Origin of the sequence: Actinomadura fibrosa (assembly GCF_900659615.1) — a bacterium.
GTDB classification, from domain to species: domain Bacteria; phylum Actinomycetota; class Actinomycetes; order Streptosporangiales; family Streptosporangiaceae; genus Spirillospora; species Spirillospora fibrosa.
Genome location: NZ_CAACUY010000196.1, coordinates 1 through 17,240, shown reverse-complemented (window position 1 = coordinate 17,240; position 17,240 = coordinate 1). Strand labels below are relative to the sequence as shown.

The window sequence follows — 17,240 nt, the reverse complement described above, 5'->3', positions numbered from 1 at the left end:
GAGGCGTGGCGGCAGAGGGACGACGAGGCCGCCGGGACCCTCGTCACCGACGTCGTCAAGACGATGTTCGCGTTCGTCTTCGCGTTCGTGGTGGTGACCGGGATGCAGCAGTACAACGACGCCCGCGAGAACACCACCAAGGAGGCCAGCGAGCTGATGCAGGTCTACTGGGCCGCGCACGGGATGCCCGACCCCGAGCACCACGAGATCCAGGGCATGGTCCGCGACTACACCCGGCTCGTGGTGGACGAGGAGTGGCCGGCGATGAGCCGTCGCCGGATGAGCCCGCGCGCCACCGCGGTCCTCGACCGCCTCCGTGACCGGCTCCAGCGGATCGAGCCGCGCGACGCCAGGATGGCGAGGATGCACGACAGCGCCCTGACCAGTGCGCGCGCGGTGTCGGAGGCGCGCCGGCTCCGCGCCCTGCAAGCCGAGCAGGGCCTGCCCGGGTTCCTGTGGATCGGGCTGGTGGTCGGCGCGGTCCTGATCATGTCGCTGCCGCTGCTCTCCGGGGTGAGGGTCACCTCGCGCAGCCTCGCGATGGTCGGCCTGCTCGGCGCGTTCGTCGCGCTGGCGCTGTTCATGATCTGGAACCTGAACTACCCGTTCGGCGGCGGCATCAGCGTGCCGCCGAACGCGTTCCGCCTGATCAGCGACCGCTTCGCCCAGGTCTCCTGAGCGGGACGGCCGCGTGAAGCGGGAGTGAACCGGGCGTACAACGACGAAGCCGCCGGTCGGAACGTGTCCGACCGGCGGCTTCGTGTGCCGTGGAGGTGGCGGGAATCGAACCCGCGTCCTTCGGTAATGAGTCAGGGCTTCTCCGGGTGCAGCCTGCTCGGCGTTTTCTCAGCCCCGGCGCTCACGCAGGCAAGTCGCCGACGGGCTCAGCCGCTGTTTGTTTTCCCTACACGCCCCGCGACCGGGCGGGCAGGTGGAGTCTCCTTACGATGCCAGACCCCGGGTCGGAGACGCTCCCGGGCTGACAGAGTTCGCTACTCGCCTCAGGCGGCGAGAGCGAACTCGGACTGCTTCTTGTTGGCAGTTATTGGTTTGCTGTCACAGGATTTACGAGGTCACGACAGCAACCCTCGACCCGCTTCCCCTGGCTCGATCGACCGAAGTCGAAGCCGGTCACCCCCATGTTGAGTTGTCAAAGCGGCCGTCCGGGGACGCCCGCACGCTGACCGTACAAGGATAACCCGTCGGCGGGCAACGTCATTCCCGGGCACGAAGTGAACCCCGGTGGGCGCGAGGTGATCGCGCCCACCGGGGCCGACCGGCAGGGTCGGGCCGGTCCGGACGGCAGAGCCTCCCCCGAGACGAGGCTCTGGTCTCATCACGGCGACTGGGGCCGCAACCCCCCAAGCGGTGGCCCAGTCACCAGGGAAGACGCCCGGGAGGCCCGGCCGGGTTCCGTCCGGCGGGCAAAGGTTCGGCCAAGCCGTCAGCGGGCGGCGGCTCCCGCGGTGGTCCCGGTGGTCTTGGCGGGGGTGCCGCGGAGGAACTTGGCGGCGACGTCGGCGGCGGAGGCGTGGCCCTCGATCGCGATGGCGAAGGCCAGGTCGCCGCGGGAGCCGACGAACCAGGAGACGGTCCTGGTCTGGCCGCCCTCGGTCCAGGTCGGGGAGGCCGTGGTGCCGACGGCGTCCCCGTACACGTAGGCCGCCCTGGCGGCACCGGTCTTGATCGCGCGGCTCAGCAGGCCCTTGAGGCCGTTGATGGCGGCCGGCTGGAGGGTCTGGGCCTGCGGCGTCTCGGCGGGGTTGGTGAGGCCGCTGAGGACGTACGGGGGCCGCCAGGTGCCGGACTGGGCCGCGGCGGCCAGCAGGGCCATGCCGAGCGGGCTCATCTGGACCTTGCCCTGGCCGGCCATGGCGGCGGCCTTCTCGCCGTCGTTCGCGGGCGTCGGAAGCGAGCCGGTGAACGCCGGGACGCCCATCCCCCAGCTCTTGCCGATGCCGAGCCGGCCCGCCTCCGCCATCAGCGTCCGCGTGTCGACCTTGCCGCTGAGCTGCGCGAGCGTCGTCGCGCAGCCGCCGGCGAAACTACTGGCGAAGGACCCGGCGGGGCGCCCCTTGCTGGTGAAGGTCTGGCCGCCCACCGTGACGGTGCCGGGGCATTCGGTCTTCGTGGAGTGGGTCATCCCGGCGGAGCTGAACAGCGTCTCGGCCGAGAGGATCCCGAAGGCCGTCCCGGGCGGGTAGCGGCCCTCGAAGGCGAGGTTGCGGCCGAGCGTCCCGTGGTTGGCGACGGCCACCACCTGGCCGTCGGACGGGCGGACCGCGACGAGCGAGGCGGGGACGGTCAGCCCGGCGAGGGCGTTGTCGGCCTTCGTCTGCTGCCTCGGGTTGAGGGTGGTGCTGACCTCCTGCGGCTGCTGCCCCTCCCAGGTCCTCAGCTTCTCGGTGTTGGCGCCGGAGGCGTCCTGCGCGACCACGCTCACCGTGGGGGTGCCGGCCAGGCGGCGCTGCTGGATGAGCTGGATGCCGCTGACGCCGATGGTGTCGCCGGGCTGGTAGGGGGCGCCGACCTGCTGGAGCCGGTCGGCGGTCGCGGGGCCGAGGCTGCCGACGAGCTCGGGCGCGGCCGTGGGCGCGATCGGCACCTGGACGTTCCGGAAGCCGATGCCCGGGATCCTGGCGAGCCGGTACGCCTCGGCGTTGTCCTGCCCCTTCCGGAGCGTGAGCAGCGGCAGGAACCGCTGGGGCGGGGCGGACCGGACCCGGCCGAGCAGCCGCTCGGGGTCCAGCTTCCGGCCGCCGTCGATCGTCGTCTCCTTGGCGAGCGCGGTCAGGGTGCGCTGCGGGTTCTTCAGCTGCCCGGGATAGACGCCGAAGTCCCAGGCCGGGACCTTGTGCAGCAGCGTGTGGCCCTGCACGTCCTTGATCGTGGCGCGGGGGGGCGTCTCGCTGACGACCGCGAGCCGCTGCCCCTCCTTCAGCTGCGGGTTGATGATCGAGGGGGCCCAGACGACCTTCCACTTGCCGCCGACCCGCCTGAGGTGCATCGAGCCCTTGTAGGTCCAGGGCTGGCCGTTCTCGCCGAGGTCGACCTTGACGGAGAAGCTGGCGTCGGCCTCGTCGCCCTTCTTCTCGATCGCCTTGGTGCTGGTGTCCTGCCCGGGGACGCCGAGGGCGAGCCGCAGCGACGCGGCGTCGAGCTGGGCGCGGACCTCGCCGAGGGCGTCGCTGACCTTCTCGTGGTCGGTGCCGATGGTCTTCTTCGCCGCGGCCGGGTAGTTGCCGACCTGCCAGGCGATCAGGAAGTCGCGGACGGCGGGCATCGCGGACGGCTCCGCCCAGCACCCGGTCGTCAGGGACGCGACGAGACCGCCGCAGGCCGCCATCGAGATCGCCCGGCGGCGCAGCGTGCGGCTGCCGGCCGGGGCCCGCCTCCGTCCCCGGCGGGTCATCGGCAGGTTGGTCATCGGCACCTTCACCGTCTCCTGAACCGGGCGGCCGCCGCCTTCTGCATCTCCCGGTCCGCCTCCCGCTTGGCGATGGCCTGGCGCTTGTCGTAGGCCTTCTTACCACGGGCCAGGCCGATCTCGACCTTGGCCTTGCCGTCCTTGAAGTAGAGCGCGAGCGGGATGAGGGTCCAGCCGGGCTCGGACGACTTGGCGATGATCTTCTGGATCTCGCGCCGGTGCAGGAGCAGCTTGCGCCGCCGCCGGGGGGCGTGGTTCGTCCAGGTCCCCTGCGTGTACTCGGGGATGTGGACGTGCTCCAGCCAGACCTCGCCGTCCATCACGTGGGCGTACCCGTCGGCGAGCGAGGCGCGGCCGGCGCGCAGCGCCTTGACCTCGGTGCCCATGAGCACCATGCCCGCTTCCCAGGTGTCGTCGATGTGGTAGTCGTAGCGGGCCCGTTTGTTCTGGGCGATGAGCTTGCGCCCTGTGTCGCGTGACACGTGAATCAGCCTCGGTCCTTGTCCGGCATCGGTTCCTGCCACCGATCCCTTCCCGTCCGCATGCGATCCTACGATCACCGCGCGGGCGAGGGGGAACCGCTTTGTTCGACGGTCACGTCCCGGGTCCGGTTCGCCCGCGGGCGGGGCGCGCGATCAGATCCGCAGGTATCTGCGCAGGGTGAGGAACGAGGCGATCGCGCACAGCAGCACGCCGAAGCAGATCGAGACGATGATCACGAGGACGACCTGGGACCAGCCGAGCCTGCTGACGAGCTGGACGTCCCCCGCCAGCCGGTCCACCAGGAACAGCTTGCTGAACACGAGCAGGATCGAGGCGAACAGCCCGCCGATCAGCCCCGCGATCGCGCCCTCCAGGATGAAGGGCATCTGGATATAGGTGTTCGACGCGCCGACCAGCCGCATGATGCCGGTCTCCCGGCGCCGGTTGAACGCCGACAGCCGGACGGTGTTGCCGACCAGCAGCACCGCGGCGACCACCTGGATCAGGGCGATCAGCAGCGCGGCGAACTGGAGGCCGTTCAGGATCCGGAAGAACTTCTTCAGGATCTCCTGCTCGTTGATCACCGTGTCGACGCCCGGCTGGCCGAGCATCGCCTGCGCGACCGCCTTGTACTCCTCCGGGTTCTTCAGCTTGACCCGGAACGAGTCGGGGATGTCGCCCTCGCGGGTGCTCTCCACGAACCCGGGCGAGCCGGCGAACCGGTCCTTGAACCGCGCGAACGCCTGCTGCTTGTTCTCGTACTGGACGTCCGCGACCTGCGGCATCTTGTCCAGCTGGCTCTTGAGCGCCGAGCGCTGCTGCTCGGTGACGTCCTTCTTCTGGCAGCTCGCGTTGGAGCTCGTGCTGGCGCACAGGAAGATCGAGACCTCGATCTTGTCGTACCAGTAGCTCTTGGACGAGTCCACCTGGCTGCGCAGGAGCAGGCCGGTGCCGAAGAGCGCCATGGCGATGGCGACGGTGATGACGAGGGAGATCGTCATCGTCATGTTCCTGCGGAGACCGATCCAGATCTCCTGGAGAACGAACTGTGCGCGCATGCCTCGCTGTCCTTGATCGCCTGTGTCCCGCCGGTAGCGTCGGCCCGCGCCGGACGCGCGGGCCGGGTGCGGGCGCTTTCGTACGTCTGGCTGTCGTACGCCCCGGCAGGAATCGATGGTTCAGATGGGTTTCCCGTGCGGGGCTCCGCCCCCGGGGGTCAGTAGGCCTGCCCGTACACGCCGCGGGACTGGTCGCGGACGACGCGGCCGTCCTCCAGCTCGACGACGCGCTTGCGGAACGCGTCGACGATCGCGGCGTCGTGGGTGGCCATGACGACGGTGGTGCCGGTCCGGTTGATACGGTCCAGCACCTTCATGATGCCGATGGACGTCGCGGGGTCGATGTTCCCCGTCGGCTCGTCCGCCAGCAGGATCATCGGCCGGTTGACGAACGCCCGCGCGATGGCGACGCGCTGCTGCTCGCCGCCGGACAGCTCGTCCGGCATCCGGTGGGCCTTGCCCTCCAGGCCGACGAGGTCGATGACCTCGGGCACGACCTTGCCGATGAAGCGCCGCGGCTTGCCGATCACCTCGAGGGCGAAGGCGACGTTCTCGAACACGTTCTTGTTGGGGAGCAGCCGGAAGTCCTGGAAGACGCAGCCGATCCTGCGGCGCAGGTGCGGCACCTTCCAGTTGCTCAGCCTGCTCAGGTCCTTGCCCGCCACGTGCACGTGACCCTGGGAAGGACGCTCCTCCTTGAGGACGAGGCGCAGGAAGGTCGACTTGCCGGAGCCGGACGGGCCCACCAGGAACAGGAACTCGCCCTTCTCGATGGCGACGTTCACGTGCTGGAGGGCGGGCCGGTTCTGGCTCGGGTAGACCTTGGTGACGTTGTCGAAATGGATCACGGCTGCATCACGGCGGTTCAGTCTAGGGGTTGGGGAGCGGCCCGGCCCGGGACTCCGGACGGATCCGTCGTCGCCGGCCTGTGCCGCCGGGCTTCGCGGCCGGGCTGACCGCGGAGCCTCCGAGCAGTGTAGAGGGGACAGTCAACTACCTCGTCCCGCTCCGCAGGGGAGGAATGGCCGGGACCCGCCGCGCCGGACGGCGTGTCGTCACCGGACGGGAAGGCCGGCGGAGGGACGGCACGGGGCGCACGGACCGCGGGGCCGGACCCCGCCGCGCCGTACCGTCCGAACTGTGCCATGTCGCCGTCTCCCGAGGTCCGGCCGTTTCGTGCCGTCGAGCTCCCGGACTTGCCGGAACGACCATACAGTCCAGCTAGGCTGGATGATGGCGAAAGATACCTAATAGGTCGGCGATCGACGTTCTCACCCCCGCACGGACCCACGTGCCGTTCACGGAGATTGGGGCCACTGACATGAGCTGCGAACATCTGATCTGCGCCCGATGCTCGAACCCGGTGGTCGAGGGACGCTGCGCCACCTGCCGCGCGGCCCGCTCGGAGCTCCACCGCCACGGCCCCTCCGTCCCGCCCGCCCTCGTCCTCGCGGCGCTGGTCGCGCTGCTGTTCGTCGCGCTCGTCCTCCAGCGCGTCTACTGAGGCGCCCTCGGCGGTGGACCGGGGCCGCTCAGGGGCCTGGTGGGCGGCGGGGGCTCAGGGCTTCTTGAGCGGCGGGGTCGCGGCCTTGGAGATCGCGCCGTCGTCCGCGATCGGGACGGCCTTCTGCTGCGTCCGGCCCTTCTTCGCCTTCGGCGGGTCGTACGCCGCGAAATGCAGCGTCGCCGTCGTGTCGATCTCGTTGCCCTCGACCGTCCCGTCCAGCAGGTGCTCGATCTCGGGCGGGATCTCCGGCTTGGGCGTCGCCGGGTCCTTCGCGACGAGCGAGGTGCTCCGGAACAGCGCGTAGAGGACGAGCCCCCCGCCGTGGTCGGTGCGCAGCGCGAAGTACGGGTAGGGCGTCGCCGTGTACACGATCTGGAGGGTGAGGTCCTTGTCCTTGGCCTTCTTCTTGGCCTTCCTGCCCTGCTGGTAGTAGCCGGTCGTGACGGGCCCGGCCCGCATCACCTTCGCGGCGACGCTGCCGCCCCCCTCGGCCGCGATGGTCGCCTGGATGCCCCCGACGTCCTTCGGCGGGATCAGCACGGACCTGTCGCCGGTGTCGAGCGCCGTCGCGTACCCCTCCGCGTCGACGACGACCTTCGGCTCCTTGGCCTTCGGCTGCAGGAGGGTCGTCAGGGTGAGCCGCCAGCGGTCGGACGGCCCGCGCAGCATGAACGCCATCAGCGCGGTGCGCCCGCTCTTCGCCCGCCCCTGCACCGAGCGCGGCACCGACGCGACGAACCACTGCGGGTACTGGTCGGCCTTCATCCTCGGCACGTACAGCTTCGGCGCGCCGTAGGCGAACCGGCGCACCGGGTCGCCGTCGAAGGCGGCCTTGCGGAACTCCGCGGCCGTGAGCAGCGACTGCCCGTCGGACGTCCAGGTCAGCGCGAGCCGCTCGTCGCCCGCCGCGCGGGCCACGTCGTCGTCGGTGACGTACGTCGCGAAGGCCCTCCGGGCGACGTCCGGGGTCAGCGGCACCGGCTGCGGCGGCGCGGTCGTCGGCAGGTCGGTGGGCCGCGCCTCCGGCTTGTCGTCCGCGCACGCGGCGGCCGCGAGCGGCGGCACGAGCAGCGCGAGGGCCGCGACCGCCCGACAGATCCTCTGCACTGCCCCGTCCCCCGGCCGATGAGAACAACGACGCCGACCGCGGACGATCGGACTCCTCGGCCCGTGATTCTGCCATCCGCCGGGCGCCGCCGGACGCTCGGGCACTGCCGGGACGGCGATAAGCTCGGGTACGTGGCAGGTATCGAACCCGAAGAGCAGCTCAAGGAGCTCGGCTCGACCCTCACCGGCATCGAGCAGGTGCTGGACCTCGACGGCATGCGGCGCGACATCGCCGAGCTGCGCGAGCAGTCGGCCGACCCTGACCTGTGGAACGACCAGGAGCGCGCCCAGTCGGTGACGCGCCGCCTGTCGTACCTGGAGGCCGAGCTCGGCCGGATCGAGGGCCTGCGGCAGCGCCACGACGACGTCGCCACGCTGTACGAGATGGCCCAGGAGATGGACGACGCCGACACGCGCGCGGAGGCCGACGAGGAGCTGGCGGCACTGCACAAGGCCGTCCAGCAGCTCGAGGTCCGCACGCTGATGTCGGGCGAGTACGACGCCCGCGAGGCGCTGGTCACCATCAACGCGCAGGCCGGCGGAGTGGACGCCGCCGACTGGGCCGAGCAGCTCCAGCGGATGTACCTGCGCTGGGCCGAGCGCCACGGCTACCCGACGGAGGTCTACGACACCTCCTACGCCGAAGAGGCCGGGATCAAGTCCACCACGTTCACGGTGAAGGCCCCCTACGCCTACGGGACGCTCCGCGGCGAGCACGGCACGCACCGGCTCGTCCGCATCTCCCCGTTCGACAACCAGGGCCGCCGGCAGACGTCCTTCGCGGGCCTCGACGTCGTGCCGGTCGTGGAGCAGAGCGACCACGTCGACATCGACGAGAGCGAGCTGCGCGTCGACGTGTACCGGTCGTCCGGCCCCGGCGGCCAGGGCGTCAACACCACCGACTCGGCGGTGCGGATCACCCACATCCCGACGGGCATCGTCGTCTCCTGCCAGAACGAGCGCAGCCAGCTCCAGAACAAGGCCACGGCGATGAACGTGCTCCAGGCCAAGCTGCTGGAGCGCAAGCGGCAGGAGGAGGCGGAGAAGATGTCCGCCCTGCGCGGCGAGGGCACGAGCAGCTGGGGCACGCAGATCCGCAACTACGTCCTGCACCCGTACCAGATCGTCAAGGACCTGCGCACCGGCGTGGAGGTCGGCAACCCGACCGCGGTGCTGGACGGCGACATCGACGAGTTCATCGAGGCCGAGATCCGCTGGATGCGCCAGCAGGAGACCGCCTAGCCGCCCGCCCCGGCCGAGGCGAGCGACACCGACTCGCCCAGCACGCGCGCCTTCCCGGTGACCGGGGCGTACCCGATGACCAGCCACTGCCACGACGCCCGCACGGCGCCGTCCGGTTCCTTCCCGTCCTTGGCGAGGTAGGCATTCACCTCGCCCGGCAGGGTCGCCTCCTTGCCCCCGGTGAGCGTCTGGTCCTGCCGCAGCCCGTAGAGGACGAGCGACCCGCCGTCCTTGGTACGCAGGGCGTACGCCGCGCCCGGCCCCGCCGCGACCTTCCCCGGCCCGGCCTTCCAGTCGCCCGTGTCCGGCCTCCGCGCGCTCACCGTGAACGCGTCCGGGATGACACCGCCGTCGTCCCCGGACGCGAGGTAGGCGGCATGCGCGGCGGGTAGGCCACGATCGGGCGCGGGGATCGCGTAACCCTCGGCGTCGTAGGCGAGCTCGGGCGGCCGCCCCTGGAACGTGAGCCAGTGCGCCGCCCGCCACGGGTCCTTCGCGCCCGTCCGGACGAACACGCCGAGGACCTGCTGGTCCTTGCCGCCGGAGCGCTCCAGCGCGGCGACCGCGAACCACCGCGGGTAGGCGGACCGGCGCGGGACGTACAGAACCGGGTTGACCAGCGAGATCGTCGCGGACTTCGGCAGCCTCCCGTAGGTGTGGACCCGCGCGGTGACGGGCCCCTCCAGCCCCCCGGTGACGGTGTCGCGCCACAGCTTCCGGTCACCGGACGTGACGGCGCGGTCGTGCCGGTCCGTCCAGTCGCGCAGGACCTCCCGCGACTCGTCCACCGTGACAGCGGGCGCACCACCCACCCCACCCCCGGCCCGCCCACCCCCGTCCGCGCCATGGTTCGTGCACGCCCCGGCGACCGCAGCCAACAGCACGGCCAGGACGACCCGGGGCGCACGGCGCACACGTACCTCGACAAAGCGGAGATCTCAGACGAATACCGCGCAGCAGTCTAGAACGACCTCCCCCCGTCCACCCGCGGAACCCGCCCTCACGCACGGACAAGGACGACCAGGTCACCCACACGAACACGCAAAACCCAGCCACGCACACGGACACGCAAAACCCGACCACCCACACGAACGCGAGGCCGGGCCACACACGCGGGCGCGCGATGCCCGGCCACGCACGCGGACACGCAAAGCCCGACCACCCACACGGACACGCAAAACCCGACCACACACAACGTCCGCGCAAAGCCCGGCCACGCACGCGGGCGCGTTAACGGAGCGGTGAGGCGAAGCCGGAGGCGAGCCTCACCGCGGAGATCGCGAAGCGATGCAGCGCCCGCCCAGGAACGGTCAGACGCGAGCCGCCAGGCGAGCGGCTGGGCCGTGAGTGAATAAACACAGCGCGAAGCGATGCAGCGCCCGCCCAGGAGCGGTCAAGGCTGAGCCGCTAGGCGAGGCCTTGGGCCGTGAGTGAATTAAACACAGTCCGTCGGGGCCGGCGCGGATCCGCTGCAGCGGTCAGAAGAGCGGACACGCACCGGCACCCGACGGAGATCAGGAGCCGCGCGCGACTACGGCCTTGCGGTACATGCCGGTGACCGTGGCGCGGCCTTTGGGTGGAACGGTGGCCAGGTACTGCACGAGGACGATGGTGTCCATGCGGTTCTTGGCGGCCGTGGCCGGGGCGAGCCCGACGAGGTCACCGCTCACAGCCAGCCTCCCCCGCTGGGACGCGGAGTACGCCTCGTTCTGCTTGAGGACGTACCAGACGAGCGCGCCACCGCCGCGGGTGCGCAGCGCGTGGATCGCGTAGGACGTGGTGGAGAACCGCGACGACAGCGTGACGCCCTGCTTGGCGAGGGTGCTTTCACCCTGCCGCAGCGCCCGGTACGCGCGGTGCGTCCGGGGGCCTTCCGCGAGCGTGGACGCGCCGGGCGCGCCGGGGCCGCGGGTCAGCAGCGCGGCGTGGGCGGCGGGCAGCCGGGCGGGCGTGATCGCGAGGCCTTTCGCGCCGGGGTCGACGGCGGTGGCGTAGCCGTCGGAGTCGAGGGCGATCCGGCTGAGCGCGGCGTCCTGCGGGTAGGGGTCGGCGGCGAGCAGCCACGGCGCACCGGGCTTGGTCTGCGTGAACAGGAGCGCGTGCCGGACCGCGCGGTCGCCCGTCCCGGTGACGGCGTCGGCGGCGAACCAGTGCGGGTACCCGTGCAGGCGCGGGATGTAGAACGCGGGCCGGGTGAACGCCACGGGGTCGGGCCGCTGCCCGATGGCGCGGCGGAGCTTGAAGGACGCGACGTCCATCTTGAGCTGCGGGTTTGCTTCGATGCGTGGCAGCTTCTTGCGGTCGAGGCGCGGGCCGGCCTGGTTGGCGCCCGCGGCGAACGACGCCAGGACCTGCTGCGCCCGCGCCTTGGTGAGCGCGGGCGGGTCGGCGCTCGCGGACGACCCGCCCGCGCAGCCTGCGGCGGCGGCCGTCACCGCGGCGAGCACCGCAGCGAGCACGGTGGCGGCCAGGGGCCGGGACGGCGCACCTAGCGCGCGGCCTCCCCAAGAGGCGCTCGGCGTGCGGCGCCCCCAGAGCGCGGTCGGCGAGCGGCGCCCCCAAAGCGCGCTCGGCGTGCGGCGCGCCCGAAGCGCGTTCGGTGTGCGGCGCGCCCGAAGCGCGCTCGGTGTGCGGCGTCCGTGGGGCGTGGCCGGTGTGCGGAGCCCATGCCGTCCGCTGGTGGCAGCGGTTCCTTCGGTGGTGCCGGTTGTGGTCGCGGTGCTGGTGCGTGCGGGCATGGAGCCCCCCGTGGAGACGATCCGATCCACGGGGAATCATCGCAGCGTGACCATGCAGTCACTCTGTGAATGGCGAAAGTCCCGGGAAACCGGTGCGCCGCCCGTCCCGGCATAGCGGGACGGGCGGCGCATCACACCTGAAGCACCCGGGATCTACCGGTAACGGACGGTCAAGCCTCCCTGGACGGCAGCGCGCTCGCCGTGACGAGGGTGCGGATGGCGCCGAGGGCCACCGACAGCGTCGCCAGGTCGAAGCTGTCGCTCTCCCAGATCTCGCTGAGGGTCTGCTGGGCGCGCGACACCGCGGTGCGGTTCTTCTCCGCCCAGCGGACCATGCGCTCCTCGGGCCGCCCGCCCGGCTCGCTGGTGACGAGGACGTCCCTGGTCAGCGCGGCGTGCGCCGCGTACAGGTCGTCGCGGAGCGCGGAGCGGGCCATGGAGCGCCACCGGTCGTCGCGGGGCAGCGCGATGATGCGCTCGCGGAGCCGGGCGAGCTGGAGCCGGTCGGCGAGGTCGAAGTACACCTCGGCGACCTCCTCCACCGGCCGCCCGGTGTCGCGGGCGATGCCGACCAGGTCGAAGGTGGAGAACGCGGTGACGAGCATCGCGCACTGCTCGGCCAGCTCGTCCGGGACGCCGCGGTCGGCGAAGCCGTCCCGGCGCTGCTCGAAGGCCGACAGGTCGAGGCCGACCAGCACCTTCGGGAGCTGGGCGCTGAGCGCGGCGGCGCCGCCCGCGAAGAAGTCGATCGTCTCGCGGATGTCGAACGGGGGCCGCCGGTTGTGCAGCAGCCAGCGGGCGCCGCGCTCGGTCAGCTTCCGCGCCTCCAGCAGCATCGCGATCTGGGTGGACTCGCCGACCTGGTGGGCGAGCCCCTCCACCGACCGGCGGAACCGCGGCATCTCGAAGACCTCGCGGGCGACGAGGTAGGCGCGGGCGATGTCGGGGGCGGACGCGCCGGTCTCCTCGTTCATCCGGAACACGAACGTGGTGCCGCTGTTGTTGACCAGGTCGTTCACCACCGCGGTGGTGATGATCTCGCGGCGCAGGGGGTGCCGGTCCATGTACGGCTTGAACCGCTCGCGCAGCGGGGTCGGGAAGTACCGGACCAGCCACGACTCCAGGTAGGGGTCGTCGGCGAGGTCGGAGGCGACGAGGTCGTGGTCCAGCGCGAGCTTGGCGTAGGCCAGCAGGACGGAGAACTCGGGGCTGGTGAGGCCGAGCCCGGACTGCCGCCGCTCGACGAGGGCCTTGTCGTCGGGGAGGAACTCCAGGCGCCGCTTGAGCCGCCCGTCCCGCTCCAGCTTGCGCAGGTAGCGGGTGTGGACGTGCAGCATCGCGGGGGCCTGCGCGCGGGACGCGGCGAGCACGACGTTCTGCGCGTAGTTGTCGCGCAGGACGAGCCGCCCGACCTCGTCGGTCATCTCGTACAGCAGGGTGTCGCGCTGCTTGCGGGTCAGCTCCCCGTCCCGGACGGCCTGGTCCAGCAGGATCTTGATGTTCACCTCGTGGTCGGAGGTGTCGACGCCCGCGGAGTTGTCGATGAAGTCGGTGTTGACGAGGCCGCCGCTCCGGGCGAACTCGATCCGGCCGAGCTGGGTGAGGCCGAGGTTGCCGCCCTCGCCGATGACCTTGCAGCGCAGCTCGGCGCCGTCCACCCGGACGGGGTCGTTGGCCTTGTCGCCGACGTCGGCGTTGTTCTCGGCGGCGGACTTGACGTAGGTGCCGATGCCGCCGTTCCAGAGCAGGTCGACCGGCGCCTTCAGCGCGGCGCGGATCAGCTCGTAGGGGGTCAGCGCGGTGACGCCGTCGGCGATGCCGAGCGCCGCACGCGCCTGCGGGCTCACCTTGATCGACTTGGCGGTGCGGGGGAAGACGCCGCCGCCCTTGGAGATCAGCGAGGCGTCGTAGTCGGCCCAGGAGCTGCGCGGCAGCTCGAAGACGCGGCGCCGCTCGGCGAAGGAGGCCGCCGGGTCCGGGTCCGGGTCGATGAAGACGTGCCGGTGGTCGAACGCGGCGACGAGCTTGATGTGCTCGGACAGCAGCATCCCGTTGCCGAACACGTCGCCGGACATGTCGCCGATGCCGACGACGGTGAAGTCCTCGTTCTGGACGTCCTTGCCGAGGGAGCGGAAGTGGTACTTGACCGACTCCCAGGCGCCGCGGGCGGTGATGCCCATGGCCTTGTGGTCGTAGCCGACCGAGCCGCCGGACGCGAACGCGTCGCCGAGCCAGAAGCCGTACTCGGCGGCGACGCCGTTGGCGATGTCGGAGAACGTCGCGGTGCCCTTGTCGGCGGCGACGACGAGGTAGGTGTCGTCGCCGTCGTGGCGGACGACGTTCGGCGGCGGGACGACCTTGCCGTCCACGAGGTTGTCGGTGACGTCGAGCAGGCCGGAGATGAAGTCCTTGTAGCAGGCGATCCCGGCCTGCATGAACGCCTCGCGGTCCACGGCGGGATCCGGGAGCTGCTTGCCGACGAAGCCGCCCTTGGCGCCCGCGGGGACGATGACGGTGTTCTTCACCGCCTGCGCCTTGACCAGGCCGAGGATCTCGGTGCGGAAGTCCTCGCGCCGGTCGGACCAGCGCAGGCCGCCGCGGGCGACCGATCCGAACCGCAGGTGGACGCCCTCGACCGCCGGCGAGTACACGAAGATCTCGTAGGTGGGGCGCGGCTGCGGCAGGTCCTGGATGCGGGCGGGGTCGAACTTCAGCGCCAGGTACGGCTTGTGCTGGTAGTGGTTGGTGCGCAGGGTCGCCTGGATCATCTCCAGGTAGCCGCGGAGGATGCGGTCCTCGTCGAGGCTCGCGACCTCGTCCAGCTTGCCGGCCAGCTCCTCGGTGATGCCGAGGCTGCGCTCGGACTCGCCGCCCGCGAGCGACGGGTCGAGGCGGCTCTCCCACAGCCGGACGAGCAGCCGGGTGATCGGCGCGTTGCGCAGCAGCACCTGCTCGACGTAGCGCTTGGAGAACGTGGTGCCGATCTGCCGCTGGTACAGGGCGTAGGCGCGCAGGATCATCGCCTGCCGCCAGTTGAGGCCGACGTGCAGGACGAGCGCGTTGAAGCCGTCGTTCTCGATGTCGCCGCGCCACAGCGCGGTGAACGCGTCCTGGAACAGGCCCTTGATGGCCTCCTCCGGGACGTCGGCGGGCGGGACGTAGCGGAGCCCGAGGTCGTAGATCCAGAACCGCCGGCCCTCGCCGGTGTTGATCTCGTAGGGCCGCTCGTCGACGACCTCGACGCCCATGTTCTGCAGCAGCGGCAGCACCCGCGACAGCGAGATCGGCTCGCCCAGCCGGTAGATCTTGAGGCGGCGCTCGCCGGGCTGCGCGCCGTACGGCTCGTACAGGTTGATCGAGGTGTCGGCGTCGCCGCTCAGGTCGTCCAGCCGGCGGAGGTCGGCGACGGCGGTGCGGGCCGGGAAGTCGGCCTTGTACCCCTCGGGGAAGGCGTCGCCGAACTTGCGGGTGAGCGTCCCGGAACGTTCCTCGCCGCACTGCTCGACGATCGCGTCGGCGAGGTCGTCGGCCCAGGAGCGGGTGGCGGCGGCGAGCCGCGCCTCCAGCTCGTCCGCGTCCACGTCGGGCAGCGGCCGGCCGCGCTCACCGCGCACGACGACGTGCAGCCGGGCGAGCATCGACTCGGTGACGTTGGCGCTGTAGTCGACGCTGACGCCCGCGAACGCCAGCCGCAGGATCTCCTGGATGCGGAGCCGGATCTTGGTGGTGTACCGGTCGCGCGGCAGGTACACCATGCAGGACATGAACCGGCCGTACAGGTCCTTGCGCAGGAACAGCTTGAGCTGGCGGCGCTCGCGCAGCCGCAGCACGCCGAGCGAGATGGGCAGCAGGTCCTCGACGGAGATCTGGAACAGCTCGTCGCGCGGGTAGCTCTCCAGGATCTCGACGAGGTCCTGGCCGTCGTAGCTGTCGGGCGTGAACCCGGCCATCTCCAGCACCTCGTCCAGCTTGCGCTTGAGGACGGGCACGTGCGAGATCGACTCGCTGTAGGCGACGTGGGAGAACAGCCCGAGGAAGCGGCGCTCGCCGACGACCTCGCCGGACGCGTCGAACTTCTTCACCCCGATGTAGTCGAGGTAGAGCGGCCGGTGGACGGTCGAGCGCGAGTTCGCCTTGGTGAGGACGAGCAGGCGCTTCTCGGTGGCCTTCTCGCGGACCTCGGGCGGCAGCGCGGCGAAGCTGTCGGACTCGCGCTTGTCGTTGCGCAGGATGCCGAGCCCCGTGCCGGGCTCGGGGCGGAGCGCGGTGCCGTCGTCGGTGAGCGTGTAGTCGCGGTACCCGAGGAAGGTGAAGTGCCCGTCGGCCAGCCAGTCCAGCAGCTCGACGCCCTCGGCGCGCTCCTTCTCGGCCAGCGGCGGCGGGTCGTCGCGGATCATGCCCGCGATCTCGCCGGCCCGCGCGCGCATCTTCGGCTCGTCCTCGACCGCGACACGCACGTCGTGCAGGACGCGCAGCAGGTCCTTCTCCAGGCGGTCGAGCCGCGGCCGGTCGCTCGTCCGGTCCACCTCGATGTGGATCCAGGACTCGTCGGTGTCGGTGTCGCTGTCGAGCTTGCCGCGGAACGCCCGCAGGTGGCCCGCGACGTCGCGGTCCACGCCGAGCAGCGGGTGGACGATCAGATGGGTGGCCAGCTGGTGCCGGTTCAGCTCCATCGTCACCGAGTCGACGAGGAACGGCATGTCGTCGGTGACGACCTGCACGACGGTGTGGCCGGGGTCCCAGCCGTACTCCTCCAGGGACGGCGTGAACACGCGCACCTTCGCGCGGCCCTGCGGGCGCTCCTCGCCGAGCAGCCGGTGGGCCATCGCGGGCCCGCAGATGTCGGCCGGGTCCCGGGTGAGGAGGTCCTCCGGGGCCACGTGGCGGTAGTAGAGGCGGAGGTAGGCGAGGGCCTCCTCCACGTCACCTCCCCGTGCCCCCGGACGCTGGGCGCATGTCTCCGCGGCCCTCCGGAGCACATCGTCCTTCGCTTGGTCGAGCTTGCCGCCCATCAACAACTCCCCTAGAGACCATTCGCCACCTCGTTGTGGCGCCGCTCACTGCGCCAGCGTAGCCAGGAAACCCCGCAAAACCGACCTGGTGACCCGCGGGGGAACGTGGCCCCCACCACCCTGCCAGCACGTCCGGCCGTCCCGCCGCTCGAACCCCGAAGTCCGCGCGGGCGCGCCCCGAGGGGGCCGGGGCTCAGTTCTGGGCGGCCGTGCCGGTGTCCGAGCCCGTGCCGGTCTCGCTGCCGCCCTCGCCGCCGGGCGGGTTGCCGGGGTCGGTTCCCGGATCGGTCGGCTTGGTGGTCGTCGGCCCGGGGTCGGGGGTGCTGGACGCGGGCGGCGTCGGCCGCGTCGAGGCCGACGAGCTGGGGGTCGGGCTGCCGGAGTCGGTCGGGCTGGCGGACGGCGACAGGCTCGGCGACGCCGACGGGTACCCGGACGACTCCTCGGCCGGCTCGGCGGAGCGGCTGCTCACCGGCCGCGGCGCCCGGGACACGACCTCGCTGGACGCGGGCGGCTCGCTCGGGTCGCTGACCTTCTGCCCCGCCTTGCCCTTGTCGCCGGAGCTGAGCGCGAGCACGGTGGACATGACCACGACCGCCACGATCAGCGCGGCGGCACCGGCCAGCGCGGCCGACCGGCCCGGCGCGGCGAGGACGCGCCGCAGCG

Annotated in this window: 11 protein-coding genes, 1 other RNA gene and 1 pseudogene; 3 read left to right on the top strand and 10 right to left on the bottom strand. The window is 71.5% G+C overall.

Features of this window, described 5'->3' with window-relative positions:
• Window positions 1-678, top strand: a 678-nt coding sequence (locus E1300_RS37740; RefSeq protein ID WP_131761918.1) for a bestrophin-like domain, incomplete at its 5' end; no start/stop codon positions are given.
• 87 nt (window positions 679-765) lie between these two features.
• Here the strand turns inward: E1300_RS37740 and ssrA are convergent.
• The 5 genes from ssrA to ftsE form a co-directional block, all read right to left on the bottom strand.
• Window positions 766-1,139: a transfer-messenger RNA gene (ssrA, locus tag E1300_RS37735) on the bottom strand.
• Window positions 1,140-1,444: 305 nt separating this feature from the next.
• On the bottom strand, window positions 1,445-3,427 hold the full coding sequence (locus E1300_RS37730; protein WP_242619642.1) for a penicillin-binding transpeptidase domain-containing protein: 1,983 nt from the start codon (window positions 3,425-3,427) through the stop codon (window positions 1,445-1,447).
• A gap of 8 nt (window positions 3,428-3,435) precedes the next feature.
• Window positions 3,436-3,909 (bottom strand): SsrA-binding protein SmpB, encoded by a 474-nt coding sequence (gene smpB, locus E1300_RS37725; RefSeq protein WP_131761917.1) that lies wholly within the window; start codon window positions 3,907-3,909, stop codon window positions 3,436-3,438.
• A gap of 153 nt (window positions 3,910-4,062) precedes the next feature.
• Window positions 4,063-4,968, bottom strand: a complete 906-nt coding sequence (gene ftsX, locus E1300_RS37720) for a permease-like cell division protein FtsX (protein ID WP_131761916.1) — start codon at window positions 4,966-4,968, stop codon at window positions 4,063-4,065.
• Between the two features lie 158 nt (window positions 4,969-5,126).
• Window positions 5,127-5,816, bottom strand: a complete 690-nt coding sequence (ftsE, locus tag E1300_RS37715) for a cell division ATP-binding protein FtsE (protein ID WP_067453578.1) — start codon at window positions 5,814-5,816, stop codon at window positions 5,127-5,129.
• A gap of 473 nt (window positions 5,817-6,289) precedes the next feature.
• Between ftsE and E1300_RS37710 the strand changes: the two genes are divergently transcribed.
• The gene (locus E1300_RS37710) at window positions 6,290-6,472 is read left to right on the top strand and encodes a hypothetical protein (RefSeq protein WP_131761915.1); all 183 of its coding nucleotides are present in this window, start codon (window positions 6,290-6,292) and stop codon (window positions 6,470-6,472) included.
• 54 nt (window positions 6,473-6,526) lie between these two features.
• Here the strand turns inward: E1300_RS37710 and E1300_RS37705 are convergent, their stop codons facing one another.
• Entirely contained in the window at window positions 6,527-7,582 is a 1,056-nt protein-coding gene (locus E1300_RS37705) for a DUF8094 domain-containing protein (RefSeq protein ID WP_131761914.1), read from the bottom strand.
• A 132-nt stretch (window positions 7,583-7,714) separates the two neighbouring features.
• On the opposite strand from E1300_RS37705, the gene prfB reads away from it, so the two are divergent.
• Entirely contained in the window at window positions 7,715-8,824 is a 1,110-nt protein-coding gene (gene prfB, locus E1300_RS37700; protein ID WP_131761913.1) for a peptide chain release factor 2, read from the top strand.
• On the opposite strand, the gene E1300_RS37695 is transcribed toward prfB, so the two are convergent.
• The 4 genes and pseudogenes from E1300_RS37695 to E1300_RS50620 form a co-directional block, all read right to left on the bottom strand.
• Window positions 8,821-9,636: a DUF8094 domain-containing protein gene (locus E1300_RS37695; RefSeq protein ID WP_503104941.1), complete on the bottom strand. Its 816-nt coding sequence runs from the start codon at window positions 9,634-9,636 to the stop codon at window positions 8,821-8,823. The two genes, prfB and E1300_RS37695, sit on opposite strands and share 4 nt — an antisense overlap.
• Before the next feature lie 702 nt (window positions 9,637-10,338).
• On the bottom strand, window positions 10,339-11,283 hold the full coding sequence (locus tag E1300_RS37690; protein WP_242619641.1) for a DUF8094 domain-containing protein: 945 nt from the start codon (window positions 11,281-11,283) through the stop codon (window positions 10,339-10,341).
• 449 nt (window positions 11,284-11,732) lie between these two features.
• On the bottom strand, window positions 11,733-16,574 hold the full coding sequence (locus tag E1300_RS37685) for an NAD-glutamate dehydrogenase (protein WP_131761911.1): 4,842 nt from the start codon (window positions 16,572-16,574) through the stop codon (window positions 11,733-11,735).
• Window positions 16,575-16,767: 193 nt separating this feature from the next.
• Window positions 16,768-17,240, bottom strand: a pseudogene (locus E1300_RS50620) (hypothetical protein); the annotation flags it as partial.

Excerpts from the sequence above, each read along its gene's own strand:
- E1300_RS37730 (WP_242619642.1), bottom strand. The coding sequence starts at position 3,427 with ATGACCAACCTGCCGATGACCCGCCGGGGACGGAGGCGGGCCCCGGCC.
- ftsX (WP_131761916.1), bottom strand. The coding sequence starts at position 4,968 with ATGCGCGCACAGTTCGTTCTCCAGGAGATCTGGATCGGTCTCCGCAGG.
- E1300_RS37710 (WP_131761915.1), top strand. The coding sequence starts at position 6,290 with ATGAGCTGCGAACATCTGATCTGCGCCCGATGCTCGAACCCGGTGGTC.
- E1300_RS37685 (WP_131761911.1), bottom strand. The coding sequence starts at position 16,574 with ATGGGCGGCAAGCTCGACCAAGCGAAGGACGATGTGCTCCGGAGGGCC.